The organism is uncultured Tateyamaria sp. (assembly GCF_947504105.1).
In the GTDB taxonomy this organism is placed as follows: domain Bacteria; phylum Pseudomonadota; class Alphaproteobacteria; order Rhodobacterales; family Rhodobacteraceae; genus Tateyamaria.
The window spans coordinates 1-21,970 of the sequence record NZ_CANNGP010000050.1 but is presented as its reverse complement, the minus strand read 5'-3'; the positions used below and the strand labels follow the sequence as shown (position 1 = coordinate 21,970).

The window sequence follows — 21,970 nt, the reverse complement described above, 5'->3', positions numbered from 1 at the left end:
TCAGGCTCAGGCTCAGGCTCAGGCTCAGGCTCAGGCTCAGGCTCAGGCTCAGGCTCAGGCTCAGGCTCAGGCTCAGGAACGATTATCGGTTCAGGGTCGGGTGCAACAGGTGTTTCGATGGGTTCAGACACAGGTTCCGGGTCCGAAATCACCGGCGCTTCGACCGGCACAGGTTCGGGTATCGGGTCGGACACCGGCGGCATTTCGACCGGTGTAGGGGCAAGCGTTGGATCGGGTGTGGGCACGATCTCGGGGTCAGGTGCCGCAGCCTCTTCGACACCACCATCTTCGACAATCGCTTCCAGCCCTTCGTCAATCTTGGACGAGGACTTGAACAGCCGATCCTTGAGTTTCTTAAAAAATGCCATGATGCCCCGATACTTGGTCTGACCCTCACCTAATACGGTGCGCCCGTCATGAAAAGATGTGAGTTATCGTTGGCTCCCACACCACTTCATGCCATGAGATTGCGCGGTTAGCGCTTAAATAAATTACCATTCAAAAAGGGCACGGGGTCATGACACGAAAATACGGACGGACGTATCACCTGCCAACATCTCAGGGGCTAGCCTCGGATGACAAAGTGATCACGGATTTAAGTGTTCTGGAGACCGCGCACGAGATTGTCGTGACCGAGAAGATGGATGGCGAAAACACTACAATTCACGCACAGGGCTGCCACCCTCGTAGCCCAGATGCACGCGACCACCCGTCGCGTGATTGGGTCAAAGCGTTTGCGGCAAGCGTATCACCCATGCTGACCAGCGACGAACGGATCATTGGAGAGAACCTCTATGCAAAGCACGCCATAGCATACAACGCTCTGCCGTCGTTTTTTCTTGGCTTTGCATGGATCAAAGAGGGCTTGTTTCAACCCTGGGACGCAACACTGGAGCGTTTTGCTTCACTGGGTGTCACGCCCGTCCCCGTCCTGTTTCGCGGCGCTTTCTCTCACACCGTATTAAAGCAACTGGCCGCTGATCTGGATACCGAACGGCAAGAAGGGTTTGTGGTCCGTTTAATTGACGGATTTCCCGAGCAAGACATGGACCGGTCTTTGGCCAAATATGTTCGTGAAAATCACGTCCAAACTGACGTACATTGGACGAAAGCGCCACTTATCCCCAATCGGATGGTCAAGCGCTCTTAGATTTCATCCCCGAAATGCTTCATCGTCAGCTTGATCGGGTTCGGGGCCGCCTGCCCCAGACCACAGATGGAGGCATCTGTCATGGCGGTGCAGAGTTCATCAAGCAGACCCTGATCCCATGTGTCGGCCTGCATCAGCTTGACCGCTTTTTCGCAGCCCACCCGACAGGGTGTGCATTGGCCGCAGCTTTCATCCTCGAAGAACTTGAGCATGTTGAGTGCTGCGTCGCGGGCGCGGTCCTGGTCCGACAGGACCACCACCGCCGCCGAGCCGATAAAGGTGCCGTGCGGTTGCAGCGTGTCGAAGTCGAGCGGGATGTCGTTCATTGAGGCCGGGAGAAGGCCCGAGGACGGGCCGCCCGGTTGGTAGGCTTTGAACACGTGGCCGTCGGCCATACCGCCCGCTGCGTCGATGATATCGATGATCGTGGAGCCCGCGGGCAGCAGGTACACCCCCGGCTGCGCGACACGACCCGAGACGGAGTAGCTGCGCAGGCCCGTGCGCCCGTTCTTTTCGGTGCTGTTCAGCACTTCGGGCCCTTCGCGGCAGATGCGCGCGATCCAGTGCAGGGTTTCGACGTTGTGCACCAGCGTGGGCTGGTTGAAGATGCCAACTTGCGCGACGTAGGGTGGCCGGTGCCGCGGCAGGCCGCGCTTGCCTTCGATGCTTTCGATCATCGCGGATTCTTCGCCGCAGATATAGGCGCCCGCGCCGCGCCGCAGGTCGATATAGCCGGGTTTCACGATGCCTGCGTCTTCCAGCGCCTTGATTTCACGGGCGAGAATGTCGAGCACGGCGGGGTATTCGTCGCGCATGTAGATGAAGCACGTGTCCGCCTCGACCGCCCAGGCGGCGATCAGCATCCCCTCAAGGAACAGGTGCGGGGTGCGTTCGAGGTAGTAGCGGTCTTTGAACGTGCCTGGCTCGCCCTCGTCCCCGTTTACGGCGAGGTAGCGCGGGCCCGGGTTGGCACGGACAAAGCCCCATTTGGTGCCGGACGGGAAGCCAGCGCCGCCCAAGCCCCGCAGGCCGCTTTCCTTGATCTTGGCCTGCACATCTTCCCAATTGCCGCTGCCGCGCAGTTGCTTGAGGGCCGTGTAGCCCCCTGCGGCGGCGTAGGTGTCCAGCGTTTCGTAGTCCGGGACATGCGTGTGGGTGTCGTCGGCCGCGATGGCCTCCTGCACCTTTTTCGGCGTGGCGTTGTCGATGTGGTTGTGTCCCAGCTCAAGCACCGGGGCCGTGTCGCACCGGCCCATGCAGGGCGCACGCAGGACGCGCACCTGCGTCGGGTCAAGGCCGCCTTCGAGGGCGGATTTGAGCGCTTGGGCCCCTGCCAGCTCGCAGCTGAGCGAGTCGCAAACGCGGATGGTGAGTGCGGGGGGTGGAACCTCGCCCTCTTTCACCACGTCGAAATGGGCATAGAAGGTGGCAACCTCGTAGACCTCGGCCATGCTGAGGCGCATTTCTTCGGCCAGCGCGCGCAGGTGGGCGGCAGAGAGGTGACCATCGGTGTCCTGGATCAGATGCAGGAATTCGATCAGCAGGTCGCGGCGGCGCGGTTGGTCGCCGAGCAGCGCCTGCACCTCTTCCCAGGCCTGATCCTCAAGCGCGCGGCCCTTGGGACGGACACGCCCCTTGCCCTTGCCCGATTTCCAGACACCTTTGCCCTTTGCCGACTCGTCCAGCGCCATCACACGCACTCCTGCCCTGATTTGGCCGAAGAATATCAGCGCAGGCAAAGCGCGATCAGCCCAAAAGCGACGCCCCGACACACAAATGACGCGCGTATCGTCACCATGTTGCCGCCAATGGGTCACGCTTTGGCAGCAAATTTAAGCTAGGAGCACCAGCAGTTACGGTGTGATACCGTCCAGCCGTTGAAATCGGAGTGATTCTGCGCGCATGCCGCCCCTGTTGATGTTTACTATTGCCAGCTTTTTGCCCGTCCTGTGTCTGGCGGCAGCCTGCATCCTTGGAGGAATTTGGCCACTTCTCGCTGTTCTGGCCATCACCGTGTTTGTCTTCTTCCTCGACAAATTGCCGGTGCGTGCCGCGTCAACGGATGCATCCGGTCATCGGCTTTCCGAAGCATTGGGTGTAACCCATTTTCTTCTGTTGGGTTTGACTGTTTGGGCCATGGGCGCAGAGCTTGCGATGCTCGACAAGGGTCTGATCATCGTTGCAGCGGGGCTGTATTTTGGGCAAGTTTCCAATTCCAACGCACACGAATTGATCCACCGCGCGGATCGTTGGGCCTTTCGGCTGGGGGCAGCATGCTATGCGTCCATCCTGTTTGGTCATCACACCAGTGCGCACCGTTTGGTACATCACGTTCACGCGGCCACCCCGTTAGACCCGGCAACGGCCCGCTTAGGCGAAGGATTCTGGACCTATCTGCCGCGGGCCTGGATTGGCGGATGTCGTGCGGGGCTGCGGGCCGAACAGAAGCGCCATGACGGCGCCCAGTTTCCACGTTCGTACCTTTTCTATGCGCTGGCAACCACGCTCAGTATCGGCGGCGCATATGTGTTGGCAGGCACCGCAGGCGTTCTGGGATTGGTCATCATCAGCGCCTATGCGCAAATTCAATTGATGCTTTCAGACTACGTGCAGCACTATGGGCTGATGCGCAGCACTCTGCCGGACGGTCGGTTGGAACCAATGGGCCCGGCGCATTCTTGGAACGCACGACAATGGTACTCGGCTGCCATGATGCTGAACGCACCGCGACACTCTGCCCACCATGCGCGTCCAGCGACTTCCTTTCCGCGTTTGGAATTGGATTCAGGCACCATGCCCATGCTGCCGCATTCCTTACCTGTGATGGCCGTTGTCGCACTTGTCCCACCCCTGTGGCGCCGCATCATGGACAAGCGGGTAGAACACTGGGCAAGTACGACGAGGCAAGGCAGGATGATGCCAGCGCCTGCTTGATGCAAAGCCCACTCTGGCAGGTCACGCATCACTCTGCCAGAGTGCGCGCATGATCCTGCGCCTCTTGATGATCCCACTTGTCCTTCTGGGCACCGCCGCGGCAGCCGATCCAATGACGGCTGCAGAATTTGAGTCTTATGTAACGGGCAAGACGCTTTATTACGGCCAGTCGGGTCAGGCCTATGGCGCAGAAATCTATCACAAGAACCGGCGTGTCACCTGGTCCTTTCTGGATGGCGAATGCAGGGAAGGGCGATGGTACAATGACGGCCCACTGATCTGCTTTGTTTACGAGGATCGCCCAGACCCGCAATGCTGGACGTTTGAACAGGGTCCCGGGGGCCTGGTCGCAACCTTCGAGAATGATCCTGCCAGCACTGAGCTGTATGAAGCGCAGGATGTTGGCGAAGAAATGATCTGCCTTGGCCCAAAGATCGGCGTGTGAGCCGTGCCGACGACACGTCCGCCTTACAGATTCTGCATCACCGCGCAACAGACATGTTGTAAGGCGGAGGTGACCTCCGCCTTATCCGGCGCGTGCTATGCGATGGAGCTTTGCCCGTAAGGCGCATCTTGATGCGCCCTAGAACAACGATCCCTGTTCTGGCGGTTTGGTTGCAGATTTCTGCGCAGTGCTTTTTCCGCCACCCAGTTTCATGCGCCCGTCAGCGAATTCGATCTCAAGGCCGCTCGCCTGTTCTGCTTCTTCCCGGTTGGTCAGGATCTGCCCCCCGCCCCGCACAACGGCATACCCGCGTGCCAGCGTCGCCTTGTAGCTGAGTGTTTCACGCAGCCGATCCATGGCCGCAAGCTTGCGGTGCAAACCGTCCAATTGCCTCTGACCAGCGGCTTGCATCCGGGCCGTTGCATCCCGCAGCCGTTCCGACTTGCGGGCTGCATCCTGCCCGATCCGCGTCGGGGTCAGGCGGGCCGTGCGCGCCTCCAACCGTTCGCGCTTGGTTGCTGCCACTCGGGCCAAGGCGGGTTCAAGTCGCACAGACAAGGCATCAAGACGGCGTCTTTCTGCCTCGAGGCTGCGCCGTAATGTGGCCGGACGCAGGCTGCCCGACACCTCGGACAGACGCACCTTGCGCCGCTGCACACCAGCGATCAGCGCGGGTCCAAGTTGGCCGCCCGTCACGTCAAGCCGTTGGCGCGGCCCTTCGACCAGCGCATCCGCCCGCGGCAAGGCGCGGGCAAGATCGCGCAGCCGCTGCTGCCGTCGCTGCATCCCACCACTCACCGCGCCCGTCATCCGTGCGCCAGCTTGTTTAACCCAGGCCAACAATTCGTGGCGCACCGGTACGGCCATTTCGGCGGCGGCCGTCGGCGTGGGCGCGCGCCGATCCGACACGAAGTCGATCAGCGTGGTGTCGGTTTCGTGCCCCACTGCCGAAATCAGCGGGATGTCAGAGGCGGCGGCGGCGCGCGCGACCGCTTCTTCGTTGAAGCCCCAGAGATCCTCGACGGAGCCACCGCCGCGCGCCACGATCAGCAGATCGGGTCGGGGCATGCCGCCCCCGGGCGTCAATGCGTTGAAGCCTGTGATGGCGCGCGCAACTTCGGGCGCGCAATTGGCCCCCTGCACCGCGACCGGCCAGATCAGCACCTTGCGCGGGAACCGATCCCGCAACCGATGCAGGATGTCGCGGATCACGGCCCCCTGCAAAGACGTCACAACCCCGATCACCTCGGGCAGGTAGGGCAAGGGCCGCTTGCGGGCGTCGTCAAACAACCCCTCGGCGGCGAGTGCCTTTTTGCGTTTTTCCAGAAGCGCCATCAGCGCGCCCTGCCCGGCAATCGCGATGCGTTCGGCATTGAGTGAGAATTTGGATTGGAAGCCAGAGGCCGTCATGCGGCCTTCGGCCACGACCTCCATCCCTTCTTCGGGCATGGTGCCCAGACCGCTGACCTGTCCCTTCCACGTCATGCAGGACAGGACGTTGCGGTCGTCCTTGAGGTCGAAATAGAGGTGGCCGGAACGGGCCAGCACGACGCGCCCGACCTCGCCCTTGATCCGGACCCAGCCCAGTTCGCCCTCGATCAGCTTGCGCACCTTGCCCGCAATCTCGGACACCGAAAACTCGGGTGTGTTCGAACCGGGAACGGGATCGTCAAGCAGGTCCATGGGCCATCCTTGTGCTGCGGGTCCGGCCAGCTTAGAACGCGGCCAAGTGAAGGCCAAGGAGCAAGTGATGAACATTCTCATTCTGGGCGGCGGTGGCCGCGAGCACAGCTTGGCCTGGGCGGTGTTGCAGAACCCCAAATGCGACCGGCTGGTCGTGGCCCCCGGCAATGCGGGGATTGCGGCTATTGCCGAATGCGCGAGCCTGGACATCAATGATGGCGGGGTTGTCGCGACATTCGTCGAAGAAGAGTGCATTGATTTCGTGATTGTCGGCCCCGAAGCTCCCCTCGCGGCCGGAGTGGCTGACCGTTTGCGGGATGCAGGCGTGCTGGTTTTTGGCCCGAGCCAGGCGGCGGCGCAGCTCGAGGCGTCCAAGGCTTTCACCAAGGCCATCTGCGATGCGGCCAATACACCAACGGCTGCGTATGGCCATTTCACAGACGCGGCTGCAGCCAAAGCGTATGTGACAGACCAAGGTGCGCCCATCGTGGTCAAGGCAGACGGGCTGGCCGCAGGCAAGGGTGTCATCATCGCCGAGACCGTCGCACAGGCACATGCGTCCATTGATGACATGTTTGGCGGCACTTTTGGCGGGGCCGGGGCCGAGGTGGTGATCGAGGAATTCATGCAGGGCGAAGAGGCGTCTTTCTTTGTCTTGTGCGATGGCACCGACGTGCTGCCCATCGGCACTGCGCAAGACCACAAGCGTGTGGGCGAAGGCGACACGGGTCCTAACACCGGCGGTATGGGAGCCTATTCCCCTGCCCCCGTGCTGACCGATGACATTGCCGAACGCGCGCTGGCTGAGATCATCCGCCCCACGATGGCCGAGATGGCCGCGCGGGGCATGCCGTATCAGGGGGTGCTTTATGCGGGCCTGATGATCGAAAATGGTGCGCCGCGCCTTGTTGAATACAACGTGCGCTTTGGTGACCCGGAGTGCCAGGTTTTGATGATGCGTTTGGGCGCTCAGGCGTTGGACTTGATGCATGCAGCGGCCGAGGGCCGGCTGAACAAAGCACAGGTCAATTGGGCGCAGGATCATGCCATTACGGTCGTGATGGCGGCAGAGGGATACCCCGGGGACTATGCGAAAGGGGCGGTGATCGACGGGCTCGACACGCTGCCCGCCACCGGCAGCCAGATGGTGTTTCACGCCGGAACGTCAGCACCGGATGGCAAGATCACCGCATCTGGTGGACGCGTTCTGAATGTCACGGCCCGGGGCGCATCCTTGCGAGAGGCCGCCGACAGTGCCTATGAGATGATTGATGCCATCGACTTCCCCGGAGGCTTTTGCCGCCGAGACATTGGTTGGCGGGCGCTCGACTAGAACAAGCCCCGCCCCTTGCTTCCCTGTTTCAGAAAATCCCCGCCGGAGGCACCGTTCGGATGCAACCGGGCAGAGGAGCTGCGACAGCTTAAGACATTGGCGCTTGCGTACAGGCAACAGGATCGTCGCTGATGTCCACAACCTCCTGCACCTCTCCCAGATCATCAGTTGAGGCGACAAACAGGCGTGCGTCACGGAGAAACGGGACCCAGCAATGCTGCACGCCGGGCGGGTCGTCATCGTAGTCGAAACAGATCTGACCATCGTTTGCCGTCACGATGCCATAGGCACATGTCCCGTTTGCGCGGGCCCAGACCGTGCGATCGCGGGACAGGAACTGCTCGATCCCAACAGGCTGACGGTTTGGAAAGGTTGCAAAGGATGCGGTTCGGTTGGCGACTAGATCGAGGAACTGCGCGGGTGTCAGGCGGTCCTGCGCGACAGCAGGCGCTGCGGCAAACAGCAGGGCAACGGCCAGTCGTATCATCGGCAATCCATGGCGCGGGCAAAGGCCGGGCGGGTCGTGTCGTTGCCCAGGTTCATGCGCTGAAACTGTGATCCATCCCAGCGGATGGCCACAAGGTCCGACCAGTTGGCTGTGGCGAGGATCATTTCGGGCACACCCGCGCAGGTGCGGATACCGCCTGCAATGTCCACCTCGCCGATCCTGTGGTTGGTGAGGCCCCGCAGGTCCGCGGCGGAGGTCAGCGTGCCATCTTCGAAGCGCCAGATGCGCAATGTCTTGGCCAGATGCGGCCGGTCAATATAAGCGATCTCGGTCACGCCGTCGCCGTCCAGATCGGCTGCACCCAGCGGGGCAAGCCAACGGTTGCTGGTTCCGATATGTGGCGTCTCGGTGATCTTGCCCTGCACGCCGTAAATGGCAAAGGCGGCACCCGCGGTTACATCGGCTTCGACCACCAGGACCTCGGGTGCGCCATCGCCATCCAGATCAGCGAGGCGAGGGGCCACATCTTCGAAGACGTGATCGCGGGGCAGGACAAAGCGGCGCAACTCGCCACCCTGTATCTCCAGCTCAAGCGTACCCCATTCGATAGCATCGCCAAGGATGCCATGGGCATACCGATAGGTTGGATCAGCATAGCGGGCCGCCACGATCACATCAGCCAGAAGCGGTGCTGAGGGAGCCACCAGCGCCAGCGCCGCCAGCAACGGGCGCGGCGGTCGCAACGCGCTGCGGGCAAGCGCGCGCAAAAGGGGCAACAGCGGACGCGGCGCCCTGCCGGGCATCAGATCTGTTTTTCGGGCATCTGCACGACAAGACCGTCCAGCGCGTCCGTGACCTTCAGTTGGCAGGTCAGGCGCGAACGGGTCACATCCGGCTCGTAGGCAAAGTCGAGCATGTCAGTTTCCATGTCGTCCTTGGTCGGTAGTTTCTCGACCCAGTCGGGGTGGATGTAGACATGACAGGTGGAACACGCACAGGCTCCCCCGCAATCCGCTTCAATACCCGGAATGTTGTTGTCACGTGCGCCTTCCATGACCGTCAGGCCATTCGCGACGTCCACAACATGCTCGGTTCCGCCATGTTCGATATAGGTGATCTTGGCCATTCTCGTGCCCCCTTCAATCCGCATTCCGCATATCTCTACCGGGCAGGAGATAAGGCTGCCAGCCCCTTTTGCGACCCCCAGCTTTCCCCCTTGCCACATTACTCATATGTTCTATCTTTGTTCTTATGCAGATCTACCCCGCCCTCCCCTCTGGTGATGCGGCCACATGGCCCCGCCCCCCGGCCTGCTTGCGGGCTTGCGAACTGGGTGAACCGCCCGTGAATGCGCGGGTGGCCGTGGCGGGGCTGGTGATCCTCCGGCAGCGCCCCGGCACAGCCAAGGGTGTGATCTTTCTCACGCTCGAAGATGAGACCGGCGTGGTCAACATCATCGTATGGCGTCACATCTATGAACGGTTCCGTCGGGCGGTGGTGGCGGGCCGGATGCTGAAGGTGACAGGCCGGATGCAGCGGGCGCACAATGTTACCCATGTGCTGGCCGAAGAGATCGAGGATATCTCGTCCCTGCTCGATCAACTTCTAGCCGAAGGAACGGGCCAGCATATGGGGACCCAAACACGCACCGACACTTGGGAAAGTCGCAAGGGCGGCTGACACCCGGGGCTAGGCAGACACTCGGCCCGCGGCTATGGTGCCCGCAAAAGCCCAATCAGAGGCCCGAGCATGACGGTCAAATCCTTCTTCCCTGTTCTTGCGGCGGTGTGCGTCGTCGCGTCATGTGCCGAAGATGGCGCCGTTACGTCGGCTGCGAATATCGACCCGATCTCGCTTGCCACAGCGCCACCCGGGGCGGCCCCCGGCACATGTTGGGGCAAGACGGTGGCACCGGCCGTGGTCGAAACAGTGAGCCGCAAGATCCAGTTGCAGCCTGCCCAGATCAGCAGTGACGGGCGGGTACAATCCCCGCCCATCTACAAGACAGAGACAAGTCAACAAGTGGTCCGGCCACGCCGTGAAAGCTGGTACGAGATCATCTGCGATGCCGATATCACACCCGAGTTCATCGCCTCGGTTCAGCGTGCCCTTGAGGCACGCGGTTTTTATAACGGCTCTATCACGGGCGAGATGGATACACGCACCCGCGCCGCTATCGGGCGATACCAGGCCTCCGAAGGTCTGGACAGCAAGGCCCTGTCCATCGCCAATGCCCGCAAGCTGGGACTGATCACCATCGCCAATCCGACCAAAACTTGAACATCAGACGCACCAAAAGGTGCGCCTTATAGTTAGAGACGCAGAAGCCTGCGCCAGACTGGAAAAAGGCGCCCCGAGGGGCGCCTTAAATGTCTCATGGTGCGACCAGCGATTACTCAGGCAGGCTGAGCGCAACAAAGCGCGGGTCGCCCGCCCGGCGCACCAGAAGCAGCAGTGACTTGCGTCCCGCGTCTTTCACATTGACCAGCCGCGCCTCAAAATCACCGATACTGTCGACCTTTTGCTGCCCGGCTTCCGTGATGATATCACCAGCTCGCAAGCCTTTTTCAAAGGCTTCGCTGGTCTCATCCACCTCGATCACGGCAAGGCCTTCCTGGTCTGCATCTGCACCCAACTGTTCGCGCAGCTCGTCTGTCAGAGTGCTGAGCGTCAGGCCCAGCACATCCTTGGTTTCGGCCTCGGCTGGACCGTCGTCGGGAGCCGCCGCCACGGCAGGGAGCGCGCCTTCGGCTTCCTCGCGCCGTCCAAGCGTCACGCGCAGGGTGACCGTTTCGCCATCGCGGAACACAACCACGCGCACGGTTTCACCGATGGGGCTGTTGCCCACCTGCCGCACCAGACCGCGCGTGTCAGCAACATCAACACCGGCAAAGCTCAGGATCACGTCGCCATCCTGCATGCCGCCATCCTTGGCCGGGCCGTCAGGAACAGATGTTACAAGAGCACCGGTCGTGCTTTCGAGGCCAATCGCTTCCGCGATATCATCCGTTACGTCCTGAATGCGCACGCCAAGCCAGCCGCGGCGGGTCTCACCGAATTCCTGCAACTGATCGACAACGCGGGTTACAACGTTCGACGCCATCGAGAAGCCGATACCGATCGAACCGCCGTTTGGCGACAGGATCGCCGTATTCACCCCAATCACCTCGCCATCCATGTTGAACAGAGGGCCACCAGAGTTGCCGCGGTTGATGGCTGCGTCGGTCTGGATGTAGTCGTCATAGCTGCCGCTCAATGCGCGGTTGCGGGCCGACACAATACCGGCAGAGACCGAAAACCCCTGACCAAGCGGGTTGCCCATGGCGACCACCCAATCACCGACGCGCGCGGTATCGCTGTCGCCGAATGGCACATGCGGCAGCGGCGTTTCCGCTTCGACCTTCAGCAGTGCGATGTCCGTGTTGGGGTCTGTCCCCACAAGTTCAGCGGTCAGCTTTTCGCCACTGAAGAATTCAATAGTGATCTCGTCCGCGCCTTCGATGACGTGGTTGTTCGTGACGATGAAACCGTCCTCGGAGATCACGAAGCCGGACCCCAGCGCCGACGAGCGGCGTGGCCGGTCACCTTGACCGTTGCGGTCTTGGAATTCGCGGAAGAAATCCTCGAAAGGTGATCCTTCGGGCACGATGCCTTGCGGGCCCGTTCGTCCTTCGATCACCGTGGATGTTGTAATGTTCACCACGGACGAGCTGATCTGCTCGGCCAGCGGGGCCAGGCTTTCTGGGCGCGCCTGCACCATGAGTGCCTGCACCACAACAAAGGCCAGCGCCAAAGCGCCAAGCCATAGGGTACGTATAAGGGGCATCGGGGAAAGCTGTCTGGAGACGGCGATTGCCTGTCGCTGCATCAGGTTACTCCTGCATAATCTTTTTTTGACCGTTTGGGTCATCTTGCACACGGATGTGCGCACCTGCGCACAAGGTGCATGTAGGGTTGCATCCTTGCAACATTAAAGATGGCGCAGCGTACCGCGGTTTCAACAGGCCGTGAACTGCGCGTGATCATTCTCAACGCAAATTTGGTCATAAACCAATGTAAAAAGCCAGCCAAATGCAGATCAGACCGGTCACAAGCACGAGGGCACCAAACAGACGACGCGCGTTTTCAGGCAGGGTACGCAGCACCTCAAGCACCCGTTCAATGAGCGAAGGGGCCAGCACATAGGCCAGCCCCTCCACCAACATCACAAGTCCAAGGGCCAAAAGGACCCAAGCCATTACTGTCCCGCGACGGCTGCGGCTGCTGCGTCCGCGGCAGCGGCGTCCGCCGTCGCACCGGTCGGTGACTTCAGGTAGTTGAAGAAGTCAGAGTCAGGTGACAGCACCATGGTCGAGTTCGACCCCTGCAACGACCGCTGGTATGCGGTAAGCGACCGATAGAATTCAAAGAATTCCGGGTCTGCACCAAAAGCGTCGGCAAAGATCGAGTTACGGCGCGCATCGGCTTCACCGCGAATGATCTCGGCCTGGCGTTCTGCGTCCGACGTCAGTTCCACCACTGTCCGATCCGCCTGCGCACGCACACGCTGCGCCGCTTCGTTACCACGGGCGCGTTCATCGGTTGCTTCTCGCTCGCGTTCTGCACGCATCCGCTCAAAGGTGGCATCAAGGTTTTCGGTTGGAAGGTCAGTCCGCTTCAGACGCACGTCGACCACTTCGATGCCCAGCGCGCGCGCTTCGGCGATGGCACCGTTGCGAATGCGCAGCATCAAGGCCGCACGGTCCGAGCTAAGGATGTCGTTTGACGACACCGAACCCAGCACTTCGCGCAACTCGTTCCGCAGAATGCCGTCGATCCGGCGATCCGCCGACTCTTCGCCACCTGTACCAACGGCTTGCCGGAACTGGTTCACATCGGTGATCCGGTAACGAGCAAAGGCGTCGACAACGAGACGGCGATCATCAAGCGGTGTGACCTCAAGCGGTTCGACATCACGGCTCAGGATACGGTCGTCATAGCGCACGACTTCCTGAATGAGCGGGATCTTGAACGCAAGCCCGGGATCTTCCTTGATGGCGACAACACGGCCAAACTGCAGGACAAGTGCCTTTTCGCGTTCATCCACGATGAACAGGGACGACAGACCGATGGCTGCGATTACAACGATGATGGGCAGCAGGAAAGTTGATCTCCGCATCAGTTCGACTCCGCTGGGTTACGGCGCAGCTCGTTCAGCGGCAGATAGGGCACAACCCCCTGCCCTCCGGCACCTTCGTTTTCATCAAGAATGATCTTGTCCACACGGCCAAGCACCTGCTCCATGGTTTCAAGATACAAACGCTTGCGCGTCACTTCGGGTGCTTTGGCGTACTCGCTCAGAACAGCGGAGAAACGGCTGGCTTCACCCTCTGCCTGGTTGACCTGCTGAGCACGGTAACCTTCGGCCTCTTCCAGAAGCTGGGCCGCCTGACCACGTGCTTCCGCAAGCACACGGTTGGCATAAGCGTCCGCCACGTTCTGCAACCGGTCCCGCTCTTGTTCCGCCGCTTGCACGTCACGGAACGCGTCGATCACCGATGCGGGCGGGTCGGCCTTGTCAAAGTTGACACGGATCACCGTCACGCCGCTTTGATAGCTGTCGAGAGTGCTCTGGATCAGGTCCTGCAAGCGACCGGCGATTGCCCCACGATCTCGGTTCAGGATCGGCGCCAGATCGGATTGCGCGATAATCTCGCGCATCGCCGATTCCGACACGGCCCGAATGGTCGGGCGCGGGTCACGCAGGTTGAACAGGAAGTTGGCCGGATCATTGATGTTCCAGACAACCTGGAAATCGATGTCGACGATGTTCTCGTCACCGGTCAGCATCAGGCCGGCATCACCGCCACGACCGCCCACACCAATCTCTTCGGTTTGTTCGCGGGTCACGGGGATCACTTCGGCTGTCACGACGGGCCAAGGCGCAAAGTTCAGACCGGGGCTGCCGATGGACGAAAACTCGCCCAGGAACAACTCAACCGACTGTTCTTCGGGCCGGACGGTGTAAAAGCTCGCCATCCCCCAAAGCACAAGTGCCGCAAGGGCACCAAGCCCCAACGTGCCGCGTGTCAGGAACGGGCCACCGCCGCCGCCCGAACCGCGGCCACTGCCGTTGTTGCCACCACCACGGCCGCCCATCAGGACGCGCAGTTGCTCTTGGCCCTTTTTGACCAATTCGTCGATTTCGGGGATCTGCGGACCTTCGTCACCGGGCCCACGCCCGCCATTGCCGCGGCCAGGACCGCGAGAGCCTTTGCCGCGATCATCGTCGCCACCGCCCGAATTTCCGCCACCCCCCCAGGGGCCGCCTGTATTGCCAGCCATGTGGTATTATTCTCCTCTTGCCGTGCAGCCACTGCCGCACCTTGTGCATTACCTGTGATTTTTACCAGAAAATTCAAGCAGTCCGCATTGGCGTCCGCATGGTCACGATCTCTTCCGACATGGTCGGGTGCACAGCCACCGTCCTGTCGAAATCTTCCTTGGTGGCGCCCATCTTTATGGCGACACCGGCCAGTTGGATCATCTCGCCCGCATCCGGTGCGACGATGTGACAACCCAGCACCTTCCGGCTTGCCTTGGACACGACAAGTTTCATCAGCACCCGGTCGCTTTTTCCTGCAAAGGCGGTTTTCATTGGGCGGAACGACGTACAGTAAACCTCGACTTCCTCCTGTTCACGGGCGTCTTCCTCGCTCAGCCCCACGGTGCCCATCTCGGGTTGAGTGAAAACCGCCGATGGGATCAGGTCATGATCGACGGCGGTTGGATTGTCTTTGAAAACCGTTTCAACGAAGGCCATGCCCTCGCGGATGGCGACCGGGGTCAGATTCACCCGGTTGGTTACGTCACCAATGGCATAAACGCTGTCAGCTGCGGTCTTGGAATACTCATCCACCACGATTTCGCCACGGCGGCCAATGTCGATCCCAATCTCTTCCAGGCCCATATCCGTGCTGTTCGGATCGCGGCCGGTGGCAAACAGAACCATATCAAACACACATTCCCGTCCAGTTGTGGACTTGACCCAAATCGGGCCACTGCGGTCGCCGGGGCGTTCCTTGGCCGCGACACCGCCATAGGCCATGACATTTTCCTGCTGCGCGCTCGCACCCATTGCAGCATCGGAAGCCGTCGGCACGGCGGCGGAGTGATCGTCCGAAGCCGGGCCCATTTGAACGATGTTCGTCCCGGTGTGCAGATTGATCCCGCGGTCGCGCATCGATTCAGCAATAAGGCCACGCGCCTCGTCATCAAAACCACGCAGGATTTGAGCCCCGCGGTAGTATTGCGTCACCTCGACACCCAGTCCGTGCAGGATGCAGGCAAATTCACAGGCGATGTATCCGCCACCGATAATCAGAATGGATTTGGGCAGTTTTTCGAGGTGAAAGATATCATCGCTGACGATGCCCAGATCTGCGTTGGGGATGCTTGGACGCACCGGACGCCCGCCGGTGGCGACCAGGATGGTCTTGGCCGTCTTCGTCTCACCCGTCGACAATTCGACCGTATGCTTATCTTTCAGCTTGGCCCGCGCATCGAATGTTTCGACGCCCGAATTTTTCAGGAGGCTGCGGTAGACACCTTCCAGCCGGTCCAGTTCAGCGTTCAGATGGCTACGGAACGCCGGCCAGTCAAAGGACCCCGCCGTCATGTTCCAACCATAGGCGCTGCCGACCTCGGCCAGTTCTCCGAATTCGCTGGCAAACACCATCAGTTTCTTGGGGACGCAGCCCCGGATCACGCAGGTCCCACCATAGCGGTCTTCCTCGGCCAGTGCGACCCGCGCACCCGCCTCGCCCGCTGCCACGCGCGCCGCGCGCACACCGCCAGAACCGCCCCCAATCACAAAGAGGTCGTAGTCATAGTCCGCCATGGCGCTCGTCCTTAGTCTGCAAGGTCGGTGAACAGGTTGTCGCTTTCCAGAAAATCGAGTCGATCCTGTTCCACTGTGCCTTCGTTGATATCTCGCACTTCGACCCGGCCATCGCCGTAGCCGATCACGACCGCGTCACAAATATCGATGAACAGACCGTTTTCAACCACACCCGGCATTTGGTTGATGACAAGACTCAGTTGACGCGGATTGCCGATACGCTGCAGATGCAGGTCCAGGATGTAGTTCCCCTCGTCCGTGACAAAGGGGCGTTCACCGTTCATGCGCAGGCTGGACTGACGGCCCAGAACGTCCATGGAGACAAGGGTTTCCTCGACCAACGCCTGCGTGGTCTGCCAGCCAAAGGGAATCACCTCGATCGGCAGGGGGAAGGCACCCAGATGTTCGACCTCTTTGCCGATGTCAGCGATCACCACCATTTGATCGGATGCGGTTGCCACGATCTTTTCCTGCAGCAGCGCACCGCCGCCCCCCTTGATCAGGTTCAGGTCGCCATCGAACTCGTCCGCACCGTCAATTGTGATATCCAACCACCTGGCTTCAGCCAGGCTGATCACCTCGATCCCAACCTCGCGGGCCAGATCGGCCGTGCGGGTCGATGTGGGCACGCCCTTGAACCGCAAGCCGCCCTCGCGCACCTGCTCGCCTAAGCAGCGCACAAGCCACGCCGCTGTCGATCCCGTCCCCAGGCCCACACGCATTCCATCTTCGACATAGTCGGCGGCGCGTTTCGCAGCGACGAATTTGGCCTTGTCGATGGGCGACAGTTCTCCGGACATTTGTATACGACTCCCCAAGTGCTGTTGGGCTTATACGCACGGGAAACGGTCGTTGCGACCCCAAAGGATGCAATTTGCTGCACTGCGCAACGGAAACGGACTGTCAGGCAGGCGCGCCGAGCAGCTCCATCGCCTCCAGCACCTCATCCAGCGCGACATGGTCATCGCCATTCAGATCAAAGGTCATCATCGCGCGCATTGCCGCCATGGCCGTCTCCGATATCCCGGCTTCAGCCCTCTTGGCCGCGTGGTTGCGTAGCTCGGTCCATCGGACGGTGCCGTCCCCGTCCATGTCAGCGCTGCGATGACAGACCAGAAGACGCCCCCGCATCGTTGCGGATGCCGCGCGCAGCAGGACATCCAGCTCGTCACGGGTCACTGTCAGATCGTCGTTCAAGTCCGCTTCAAGCAGGCGCCGGATTTCGCGTCCGCGCAGGCGGGCCCGTTCCGCCGCGATGGCTGTTTCTATATCCGCCGCACTTAACCCGTGTGCTCCGCCATATCCCAGGATCAGCCCCGCCGCCTCTTGAACAAAAGCATCGGGACGCTCCCGCATCCGGTCCAACGTGGCCCCGGGCGTACGCGCAGCCAGCACATCGATCAGATCCTGGCCCGACAATTCCTGAGCAAACGCGGCCCGCCACGGCAACGCACAGACAGCCAGCGACATCAACAACAGAATCCAGCGCATTTGACATCCTCCGTGCCCCACAGAACCGCACCAAGGTAAATGCGTCGTTAACAGTGGCCCATTCTCAAAACAATTGGTCGTTTTGAGACATCGCTAACGCACGCCACCGGGGTACACCGCGAGGATGAGCTACGTTCTGCACTATGCGCCCGACAATGCGTCGCTGATCATCCGCCTCGCGCTTGATGCAATCGGCGCGCCCTTCTCGACCGTTCTTGTAGACCGTTCAAAGCAAGAGCAGCGCAGCCCGGCCTATCGCAAACTCAATCCGAACGGTCTGATCCCAACTCTTGAAACGCCATCTGGTGTCCTGTTTGAAACGGGCGCAATCCTGCTGTGGTTGGTCGATACACATGGTACACTCGGGCCAGGCCCCAAGGATGCCGGGCGCGCGGACTTCCTCAAATGGCTGTTCTTTTGCGCCAACACGGTCCATCCGCACATGCGGCTCTTGTTCTATCCCGACAAGCTGGTTGGCAGCGATCCTTCGCAGTGCACAGCAGTGATCAAGGGGGCACAACGCGCGCTGTTAAGCGACTTTGCGACCCTCGAACACGCCGCAGGTCAGTCCTTTGGTGGCGATACCCCGACCGCCATCGACATGTACCTGGTTTGCATGTTGCGCTGGTGTGCGATTTACGGCCCAGAGGATCGCAACTGGTTCACCCTTGCCGACACCCCGCGCCTGTTCCACATCTGTAGGCGTGCCAATACATGGCCTTCCACCGAGATTGCCAAAACAGACGAAGGCCTCGGCCCGACACCGTTCACAGCGCCCAAGCGCCCCAATCCACCCGAAGGATCCGCTCTCTAGATGTTCTTGTCCGTATTCGAGATGTTCAAGGTGGGCATCGGCCCGTCGTCATCGCACACCATGGGCCCGATGGTCGCTGCCGCGCGGTTCCTTGACATGATGCGCGCCTCGCCCTTCCAATTCGCCGGCGTGCGCGCCTCGCTGCATGGTTCCTTGGCCTTTACAGGCGTGGGGCATGCCACCGACCGAGCCACGATCCTTGGCCTCGCCGGATTTGTGCCGGACACCTACGACCACGACAGGGCAGAGGCGACGCTGGCCGCGCTCACCGACACCCATACGCTGCATCCCGAAGATCTGCCCGCATTGCACTTTGATCCCAAGACCGACCTGCTTTTTGACTACGACACCCCGCTGACAGGCCACGCCAACGGCATGATCCTCATGGCAACCGACGCGCAGGGCGACGTCACGCTGCGGCAGGTGTTCTATTCCATCGGTGGCGGTTTCGTCATGACCGAAGAAGAACTGGTGGCAGGCAAGGCAACAGACGAAGGGGCGCCAGTGCCCTACCCGTTCAAAACGGCGGCGGAGATGCTCGAGATGGCTGAAACCTCTGGCAAGACCATCTCGGCCATGAAACGCGCCAACGAGGTGTCCCGCAACGGGGACCCACATCTGAGGTCAGGGACGAAGCGGCTGTGGCAAGTGATGAACGACTGCATCACGCGCGGCCTGACAACCGACGGCATTCTGCCTGGCGGACTGAACGTCAAGCGACGCGCCAAAGGCATCCACGACAAGCTGATGGAAGAGCGAGGCATGAACCTGACAGCACCGCACACCATCAATGACTGGATGAGCGTCTACGCCATGGCCGTGAACGAGGAGAACGCGGCCGGCGGGCAGGTTGTCACGGCCCCGACCAACGGCGCTGCAGGCGTGCTACCGGCCACATTGCGCTATTATCTGGACCACGTCCCCGGCGCCTCCGAAGCACATGTCGAGGACTTCCTGCTGACGGCGGCAGCCATCGGCGGACTGGTGAAATACAATGCCTCCATCTCAGGCGCTGAAGCGGGGTGTCAGGCCGAGGTGGGGAGCGCTGCCGCCATGGCCGCCGCAGGCCTGTGCGCCGTTATGGGCGGCACGCCAAAGCAGATTGAAAACGCAGCCGAGATTGCCTTAGAGCACCATCTGGGTATGACCTGTGACCCGGTGCGCGGGTTGGTACAGGTGCCCTGTATCGAGCGCAACGGCCTTGGTGCGATCAAGGCGATCAGCGCCGCCAGCCTAGCGATGCGCGGCGACGGCACACATCTGGTGCCGCTCGATGCCTGCATCGAAACAATGCGGCAAACCGGAGCGGATATGAGCGAGAAATACAAGGAAACATCCCTGGGTGGTCTCGCGGTGAACATCCCTAATTGCTGAGACATGTACGGGGTCGGTGGGTGGGCGAATTTGCGCGGCAAAGAGCGCACAGACCGACCGGGAAACGACCTGAGCTTGAATGACGCCGGTTAGCGTCAGATACGCCTCAATACAAGTGTTGAACTCCACCCGTCAGGCGGTAGCGTAACCCCATGAATCATGACCGGCCCCTTCTCGGCATCCTCTTGATGCTGGGCTTTTGCATCGTGGCCCCCGTCGGGGACGCGGTGGCCAAAGTGTTGGGTCAATCAGTCCCGCTGACCCAGCTTGTCCTTGTCCGGTTCGCGGTGCAGGTGGTGATCCTGATTCCGATTGTTTGGGCCGGACGACGACTGTGGCGCATGCGCGGACGGGTTTTTTGGTTAACCCTGTTTCGCACCGTCCTGCACATCCTTGGGATCGGGGCCATGTTCACCGCATTGCAATACCTGCCGCTCGCGGACGCCGTGGCCATCGCCTTTGTCATGCCGTTCATCATGATGCTTCTGGGCAAGTATGTCCTGAACGAAGAAGTGGGCAGTCGCCGTGTCTGGGCCTGTATCGTCGGGTTCAGCGGAACGCTTCTGGTGGTCCAGCCAAGCTTTATTCAGGTGGGTTGGCCCGCCCTCCTGCCCCTGTTCGTTGCCCTGAACTTCTCGGTCTTCATGCTCGTCACGCGCCAGATCGCCAAGGAAACCGACCCGATTGGCCTGCAGGCAGTCAGCGGCGTCATGGCTGTCGTGATCATGGGTCCGCTGGTCTATCTCCTGCAGGGTCGTAACATCCCCGGCATCGAGTTGATCACCCCCAACAGCCTTGAATGGACACTCCTGCTCGCCATCGGGGCCCTGGGCACGCTGGCGCACCTGCTGATGACATGGTCGCTGCGCTACGCGCCGTCGGCGACACTCGCACCCATGCAATACCTGGAAATTCCCTTTGCCACGGTCATAGGCTTCATCGTGTTCCGCGATCTGCCAAACGGGCTTGCCGCCGTCGGGATCTGCATCACGATTGGGGCAGGACTATATATTGTCCTGCGCGAGCGGGCCATCGCCCGGCTTGAGAGCCAGAGCCCTGCACCAGCCCCCGCGTAAGCACGTGCAAACAGCGCCTTGGCGCAACCACGATCATCGCGGGTTCAGACATGGTAAGGGTCACGGCCCCCTCGGCTGCATTCGACGTCCCGATGGTCGATAGAGGATGGAAGGCAAGCCCATCAATGGGCCAGCGCAACCCCGACGATGTGCCCTCGACCGCCGCCAACGGAAACAATGATACGACGTCACCGGGCTGAGTATCCAACTCCAACCTTGGTGGGCACAGAAATACAATCTCCTTTTGCCCTACAAGGATGCAGGGCTTGTCCGCATAGCGCACCAGCACGTGAAAGCAGGCCAGCTGATGATCCACACGCCCTCCCAGAAAGCCCACGGCCAGCACCACAGGGGTCGCAATATGGCGCAGCGCCTTGTCAAAGTCGGTGCTGTCCTGTTCCGCGATGTGATGCTGGCGGTCGGCAGGCACCTGGCGCAGCACCTCCGGCGCGACAGAGTCGAAATCACCAATCACCGCATCCAGCGCAATACCGGCCTCAAGCGCGATCCGCGCGCCGCCATCGGCAGCAACGCATGGGCCCGCAAGCGCCTGCACTTCGGCAACATCATGCAACGTGGCCCCTGCGCCGCCAAACAACGCAACAGGGTCAGAACTGTAAACAATAGGGGAAGTCATGCCGGATTAATGCAATTTTCGGAAACAGATCACAATGTCGCCTTGAAATGATACCCTCAACGGCACAGATTCGGGCAGCTTTAGCCCGGCGCGCCACCTAGGACGACCTTTGCGTATCAGCAGAGGACGAGCATCCGATGATGAATAACAATAAGATACTGACAGTCTCCTACGGCACATTCTCGTGCACGTTGGAGGGATTCGATGACAGCTTCGGCACCATGAAGGCGATTGCGGAGTATTTCCGCGATCTGGCGTCCGATGACAGATATTTCGGGGCAGAGCCCCCCCAACCCGATGCCGAGATGTTGGCCCGCATCGCCGAGCGCGAGATTTCGCGCCGGGTCGAAGCGCGTGAACAGGAAGGGCGGATTGTTCTGAGCGCGGAAACGCAGCAACCCGAAGCCAGCATGGCCTCGCCAGTTGCCCTTGCCGCGGCAGCAGCCCCGATTGTCGCGCCCGCGCCCAAGACCGAAACGCCAGCGCCGACACCTGACGCGACGGACACCGACGCACGGATTTCAGACGCGGTGAGCGAAGCGGCAATCGACGTGGCTGCAGACGAGACAACGGAAGACGACTCTGTCGACCTACCGGTCGATCCTGCAGAAGCTGACGTTGCGGCCGAAGCCGAAGCCGAAGCCGAAGCCGAAGCCGAAGCCGAAGCCGAAGCCGAAGCCGAAGCCGAAGCCGAAGCCGAAGCCGA

Annotated in this window: 22 protein-coding genes and 2 pseudogenes; 10 read left to right on the top strand and 14 right to left on the bottom strand. The window is 61.0% G+C overall.

All coding sequences use genetic code 11. The annotated features are described in order from the left end of the window. Positions 1 to 368: pseudogene (locus Q1A75_RS20525) on the bottom strand (signal recognition particle-docking protein FtsY); the annotation flags it as partial. A gap of 149 nt (positions 369 to 517) precedes the next feature. Between Q1A75_RS20525 and Q1A75_RS20520 the strand changes: the two are divergent. Then, complete coding sequence (locus Q1A75_RS20520) at positions 518 to 1,150, top strand: RNA ligase family protein (RefSeq protein ID WP_299551661.1); 633 nt, start codon at positions 518 to 520, stop codon at positions 1,148 to 1,150. Here Q1A75_RS20520 and Q1A75_RS20515 read toward each other — a convergent pair. Then, entirely contained in the window at positions 1,147 to 2,841 is a 1,695-nt protein-coding gene (locus Q1A75_RS20515) for an NAD(P)H-dependent oxidoreductase subunit E (RefSeq protein WP_299551664.1), read from the bottom strand. The two genes, Q1A75_RS20520 and Q1A75_RS20515, sit on opposite strands and share 4 nt — an antisense overlap. Before the next feature lie 226 nt (positions 2,842 to 3,067). Between Q1A75_RS20515 and Q1A75_RS20510 the strand changes: the two genes are divergently transcribed. Beyond that, on the top strand, positions 3,068 to 4,084 hold the full coding sequence (locus Q1A75_RS20510) for an alkane 1-monooxygenase (RefSeq protein WP_366142224.1): 1,017 nt from the start codon (positions 3,068 to 3,070) through the stop codon (positions 4,082 to 4,084). A 49-nt stretch (positions 4,085 to 4,133) separates the two neighbouring features. Next, a complete protein-coding gene (locus tag Q1A75_RS20505; RefSeq protein ID WP_299551667.1) occupies positions 4,134 to 4,529 on the top strand; it encodes a hypothetical protein in 396 nt (131 codons plus the stop codon). Between the two features lie 138 nt (positions 4,530 to 4,667). Here Q1A75_RS20505 and xseA read toward each other — a convergent pair whose 3' ends face one another. Continuing rightward, complete coding sequence (gene xseA, locus Q1A75_RS20500) at positions 4,668 to 6,212, bottom strand: exodeoxyribonuclease VII large subunit (RefSeq protein WP_299551670.1); 1,545 nt, start codon at positions 6,210 to 6,212, stop codon at positions 4,668 to 4,670. Between the two features lie 67 nt (positions 6,213 to 6,279). On the opposite strand from xseA, the gene purD reads away from it, so the two are divergent. Next, positions 6,280 to 7,545 carry a phosphoribosylamine--glycine ligase gene (purD, locus tag Q1A75_RS20495; protein WP_299551673.1) on the top strand — a complete coding sequence of 422 codons (1,266 nt, stop codon included), beginning with the start codon at positions 6,280 to 6,282 and terminating at the stop codon, positions 7,543 to 7,545. Between the two features lie 88 nt (positions 7,546 to 7,633). Here the strand turns inward: purD and Q1A75_RS20490 are convergent, their stop codons facing one another. The 3 genes from Q1A75_RS20490 to Q1A75_RS20480 are packed head-to-tail and all read right to left on the bottom strand — an operon-like array spanning position 7,634 to position 9,119. After that, positions 7,634 to 8,032 carry a hypothetical protein gene (locus Q1A75_RS20490; RefSeq protein ID WP_299551676.1) on the bottom strand — a complete coding sequence of 133 codons (399 nt, stop codon included), beginning with the start codon at positions 8,030 to 8,032 and terminating at the stop codon, positions 7,634 to 7,636. Beyond that, the gene (locus Q1A75_RS20485) at positions 8,029 to 8,796 is read right to left on the bottom strand and encodes a VCBS repeat-containing protein (RefSeq protein ID WP_299551679.1); all 768 of its coding nucleotides are present in this window, start codon (positions 8,794 to 8,796) and stop codon (positions 8,029 to 8,031) included. Before Q1A75_RS20485 ends, Q1A75_RS20490 begins: the two co-directional genes overlap by 4 nt. Beyond that, a complete protein-coding gene (locus Q1A75_RS20480) occupies positions 8,796 to 9,119 on the bottom strand; it encodes a 2Fe-2S iron-sulfur cluster-binding protein (RefSeq protein WP_299551682.1) in 324 nt (107 codons plus the stop codon). Before Q1A75_RS20480 ends, Q1A75_RS20485 begins: the two co-directional genes overlap by 1 nt. 125 nt (positions 9,120 to 9,244) lie before the next feature. Between Q1A75_RS20480 and Q1A75_RS20475 the strand changes: the two genes are divergently transcribed. Continuing rightward, the gene (locus Q1A75_RS20475; RefSeq protein ID WP_299551685.1) at positions 9,245 to 9,673 is read left to right on the top strand and encodes an OB-fold nucleic acid binding domain-containing protein; all 429 of its coding nucleotides are present in this window, start codon (positions 9,245 to 9,247) and stop codon (positions 9,671 to 9,673) included. A gap of 69 nt (positions 9,674 to 9,742) precedes the next feature. Beyond that, a complete protein-coding gene (locus Q1A75_RS20470; protein ID WP_299551688.1) occupies positions 9,743 to 10,273 on the top strand; it encodes a peptidoglycan-binding domain-containing protein in 531 nt (176 codons plus the stop codon). Positions 10,274 to 10,385: 112 nt separating this feature from the next. On the opposite strand, the gene Q1A75_RS20465 is transcribed toward Q1A75_RS20470, so the two are convergent. The 7 genes from Q1A75_RS20465 to Q1A75_RS20435 all read right to left on the bottom strand — a co-directional run bounded on the left by Q1A75_RS20465 (position 10,386) and on the right by Q1A75_RS20435 (position 17,363). After that, complete coding sequence (locus Q1A75_RS20465; RefSeq protein WP_299551691.1) at positions 10,386 to 11,861, bottom strand: Do family serine endopeptidase; 1,476 nt, start codon at positions 11,859 to 11,861, stop codon at positions 10,386 to 10,388. A 175-nt stretch (positions 11,862 to 12,036) separates the two neighbouring features. Continuing rightward, on the bottom strand, positions 12,037 to 12,231 hold the full coding sequence (locus Q1A75_RS20460) for a DUF2065 domain-containing protein (protein WP_299551694.1): 195 nt from the start codon (positions 12,229 to 12,231) through the stop codon (positions 12,037 to 12,039). Next, positions 12,231 to 13,151 (bottom strand): protease modulator HflC, encoded by a 921-nt coding sequence (hflC, locus tag Q1A75_RS20455; RefSeq protein WP_299551696.1) that lies wholly within the window; start codon positions 13,149 to 13,151, stop codon positions 12,231 to 12,233. Before hflC ends, Q1A75_RS20460 begins: the two co-directional genes overlap by 1 nt. Next, positions 13,151 to 14,317 (bottom strand): FtsH protease activity modulator HflK, encoded by a 1,167-nt coding sequence (gene hflK, locus Q1A75_RS20450; RefSeq protein WP_299551699.1) that lies wholly within the window; start codon positions 14,315 to 14,317, stop codon positions 13,151 to 13,153. Before hflK ends, hflC begins: the two co-directional genes overlap by 1 nt. A 73-nt stretch (positions 14,318 to 14,390) precedes the next feature. After that, the gene (locus Q1A75_RS20445) at positions 14,391 to 15,872 is read right to left on the bottom strand and encodes an FAD-dependent oxidoreductase (protein WP_299551702.1); all 1,482 of its coding nucleotides are present in this window, start codon (positions 15,870 to 15,872) and stop codon (positions 14,391 to 14,393) included. Positions 15,873 to 15,883: 11 nt separating this feature from the next. Continuing rightward, a complete protein-coding gene (gene rpiA, locus Q1A75_RS20440; protein WP_299551705.1) occupies positions 15,884 to 16,672 on the bottom strand; it encodes a ribose-5-phosphate isomerase RpiA in 789 nt (262 codons plus the stop codon). A 103-nt stretch (positions 16,673 to 16,775) separates the two neighbouring features. After that, complete coding sequence (locus tag Q1A75_RS20435; protein ID WP_299551708.1) at positions 16,776 to 17,363, bottom strand: EF-hand domain-containing protein; 588 nt, start codon at positions 17,361 to 17,363, stop codon at positions 16,776 to 16,778. 124 nt (positions 17,364 to 17,487) lie between these two features. On the opposite strand from Q1A75_RS20435, the gene Q1A75_RS20430 reads away from it, so the two are divergent. The 3 genes from Q1A75_RS20430 (at position 17,488) to Q1A75_RS20420 (ending at position 20,627) form a co-directional block, all read left to right on the top strand. Then, on the top strand, positions 17,488 to 18,177 hold the full coding sequence (locus Q1A75_RS20430) for a glutathione S-transferase family protein (RefSeq protein WP_299551711.1): 690 nt from the start codon (positions 17,488 to 17,490) through the stop codon (positions 18,175 to 18,177). Continuing rightward, positions 18,178 to 19,551, top strand: coding sequence for an L-serine ammonia-lyase (locus Q1A75_RS20425; protein WP_299551714.1), 1,374 nt, complete (start codon positions 18,178 to 18,180; stop codon positions 19,549 to 19,551). 152 nt (positions 19,552 to 19,703) lie between these two features. Next, positions 19,704 to 20,627, top strand: coding sequence for a DMT family transporter (locus Q1A75_RS20420; RefSeq protein ID WP_299551717.1), 924 nt, complete (start codon positions 19,704 to 19,706; stop codon positions 20,625 to 20,627). Here Q1A75_RS20420 and Q1A75_RS20415 read toward each other — a convergent pair. Further along, positions 20,539 to 21,264, bottom strand: a complete 726-nt coding sequence (locus Q1A75_RS20415; RefSeq protein WP_299551720.1) for a thiamine diphosphokinase — start codon at positions 21,262 to 21,264, stop codon at positions 20,539 to 20,541. The two genes, Q1A75_RS20420 and Q1A75_RS20415, sit on opposite strands and share 89 nt — an antisense overlap. Before the next feature lie 137 nt (positions 21,265 to 21,401). Here Q1A75_RS20415 and Q1A75_RS20410 point away from each other — a divergent pair. Further along, positions 21,402 to 21,970: pseudogene (locus Q1A75_RS20410) on the top strand (hypothetical protein); the annotation flags it as partial.

What these genes read in the sequence shown, in the direction of transcription:
- Q1A75_RS20520 (WP_299551661.1), top strand. Translation starts at nt 518, where the DNA reads ATGACACGAAAATACGGACGGACGTATCACCTGCCAACATCTCAGGGG.
- Q1A75_RS20515 (WP_299551664.1), bottom strand. Translation starts at nt 2,841, where the DNA reads ATGGCGCTGGACGAGTCGGCAAAGGGCAAAGGTGTCTGGAAATCGGGC.
- Q1A75_RS20510 (WP_366142224.1), top strand. Translation starts at nt 3,068, where the DNA reads ATGTTTACTATTGCCAGCTTTTTGCCCGTCCTGTGTCTGGCGGCAGCC.
- Q1A75_RS20505 (WP_299551667.1), top strand. Translation starts at nt 4,134, where the DNA reads ATGATCCTGCGCCTCTTGATGATCCCACTTGTCCTTCTGGGCACCGCC.
- xseA (WP_299551670.1), bottom strand. Translation starts at nt 6,212, where the DNA reads ATGGACCTGCTTGACGATCCCGTTCCCGGTTCGAACACACCCGAGTTT.
- purD (WP_299551673.1), top strand. Translation starts at nt 6,280, where the DNA reads ATGAACATTCTCATTCTGGGCGGCGGTGGCCGCGAGCACAGCTTGGCC.
- Q1A75_RS20490 (WP_299551676.1), bottom strand. Translation starts at nt 8,032, where the DNA reads ATGATACGACTGGCCGTTGCCCTGCTGTTTGCCGCAGCGCCTGCTGTC.
- Q1A75_RS20485 (WP_299551679.1), bottom strand. Translation starts at nt 8,796, where the DNA reads ATGCCCGGCAGGGCGCCGCGTCCGCTGTTGCCCCTTTTGCGCGCGCTT.
- Q1A75_RS20480 (WP_299551682.1), bottom strand. Translation starts at nt 9,119, where the DNA reads ATGGCCAAGATCACCTATATCGAACATGGCGGAACCGAGCATGTTGTG.
- Q1A75_RS20475 (WP_299551685.1), top strand. Translation starts at nt 9,245, where the DNA reads ATGCAGATCTACCCCGCCCTCCCCTCTGGTGATGCGGCCACATGGCCC.
- Q1A75_RS20470 (WP_299551688.1), top strand. Translation starts at nt 9,743, where the DNA reads ATGACGGTCAAATCCTTCTTCCCTGTTCTTGCGGCGGTGTGCGTCGTC.
- Q1A75_RS20465 (WP_299551691.1), bottom strand. Translation starts at nt 11,861, where the DNA reads ATGCAGCGACAGGCAATCGCCGTCTCCAGACAGCTTTCCCCGATGCCC.
- Q1A75_RS20460 (WP_299551694.1), bottom strand. Translation starts at nt 12,231, where the DNA reads ATGGCTTGGGTCCTTTTGGCCCTTGGACTTGTGATGTTGGTGGAGGGG.
- hflC (WP_299551696.1), bottom strand. Translation starts at nt 13,151, where the DNA reads ATGCGGAGATCAACTTTCCTGCTGCCCATCATCGTTGTAATCGCAGCC.
- hflK (WP_299551699.1), bottom strand. Translation starts at nt 14,317, where the DNA reads ATGGCTGGCAATACAGGCGGCCCCTGGGGGGGTGGCGGAAATTCGGGC.
- Q1A75_RS20445 (WP_299551702.1), bottom strand. Translation starts at nt 15,872, where the DNA reads ATGGCGGACTATGACTACGACCTCTTTGTGATTGGGGGCGGTTCTGGC.
- rpiA (WP_299551705.1), bottom strand. Translation starts at nt 16,672, where the DNA reads ATGTCCGGAGAACTGTCGCCCATCGACAAGGCCAAATTCGTCGCTGCG.
- Q1A75_RS20435 (WP_299551708.1), bottom strand. Translation starts at nt 17,363, where the DNA reads ATGCGCTGGATTCTGTTGTTGATGTCGCTGGCTGTCTGTGCGTTGCCG.
- Q1A75_RS20430 (WP_299551711.1), top strand. Translation starts at nt 17,488, where the DNA reads ATGAGCTACGTTCTGCACTATGCGCCCGACAATGCGTCGCTGATCATC.
- Q1A75_RS20425 (WP_299551714.1), top strand. Translation starts at nt 18,178, where the DNA reads ATGTTCTTGTCCGTATTCGAGATGTTCAAGGTGGGCATCGGCCCGTCG.
- Q1A75_RS20420 (WP_299551717.1), top strand. Translation starts at nt 19,704, where the DNA reads ATGAATCATGACCGGCCCCTTCTCGGCATCCTCTTGATGCTGGGCTTT.
- Q1A75_RS20415 (WP_299551720.1), bottom strand. Translation starts at nt 21,264, where the DNA reads ATGACTTCCCCTATTGTTTACAGTTCTGACCCTGTTGCGTTGTTTGGC.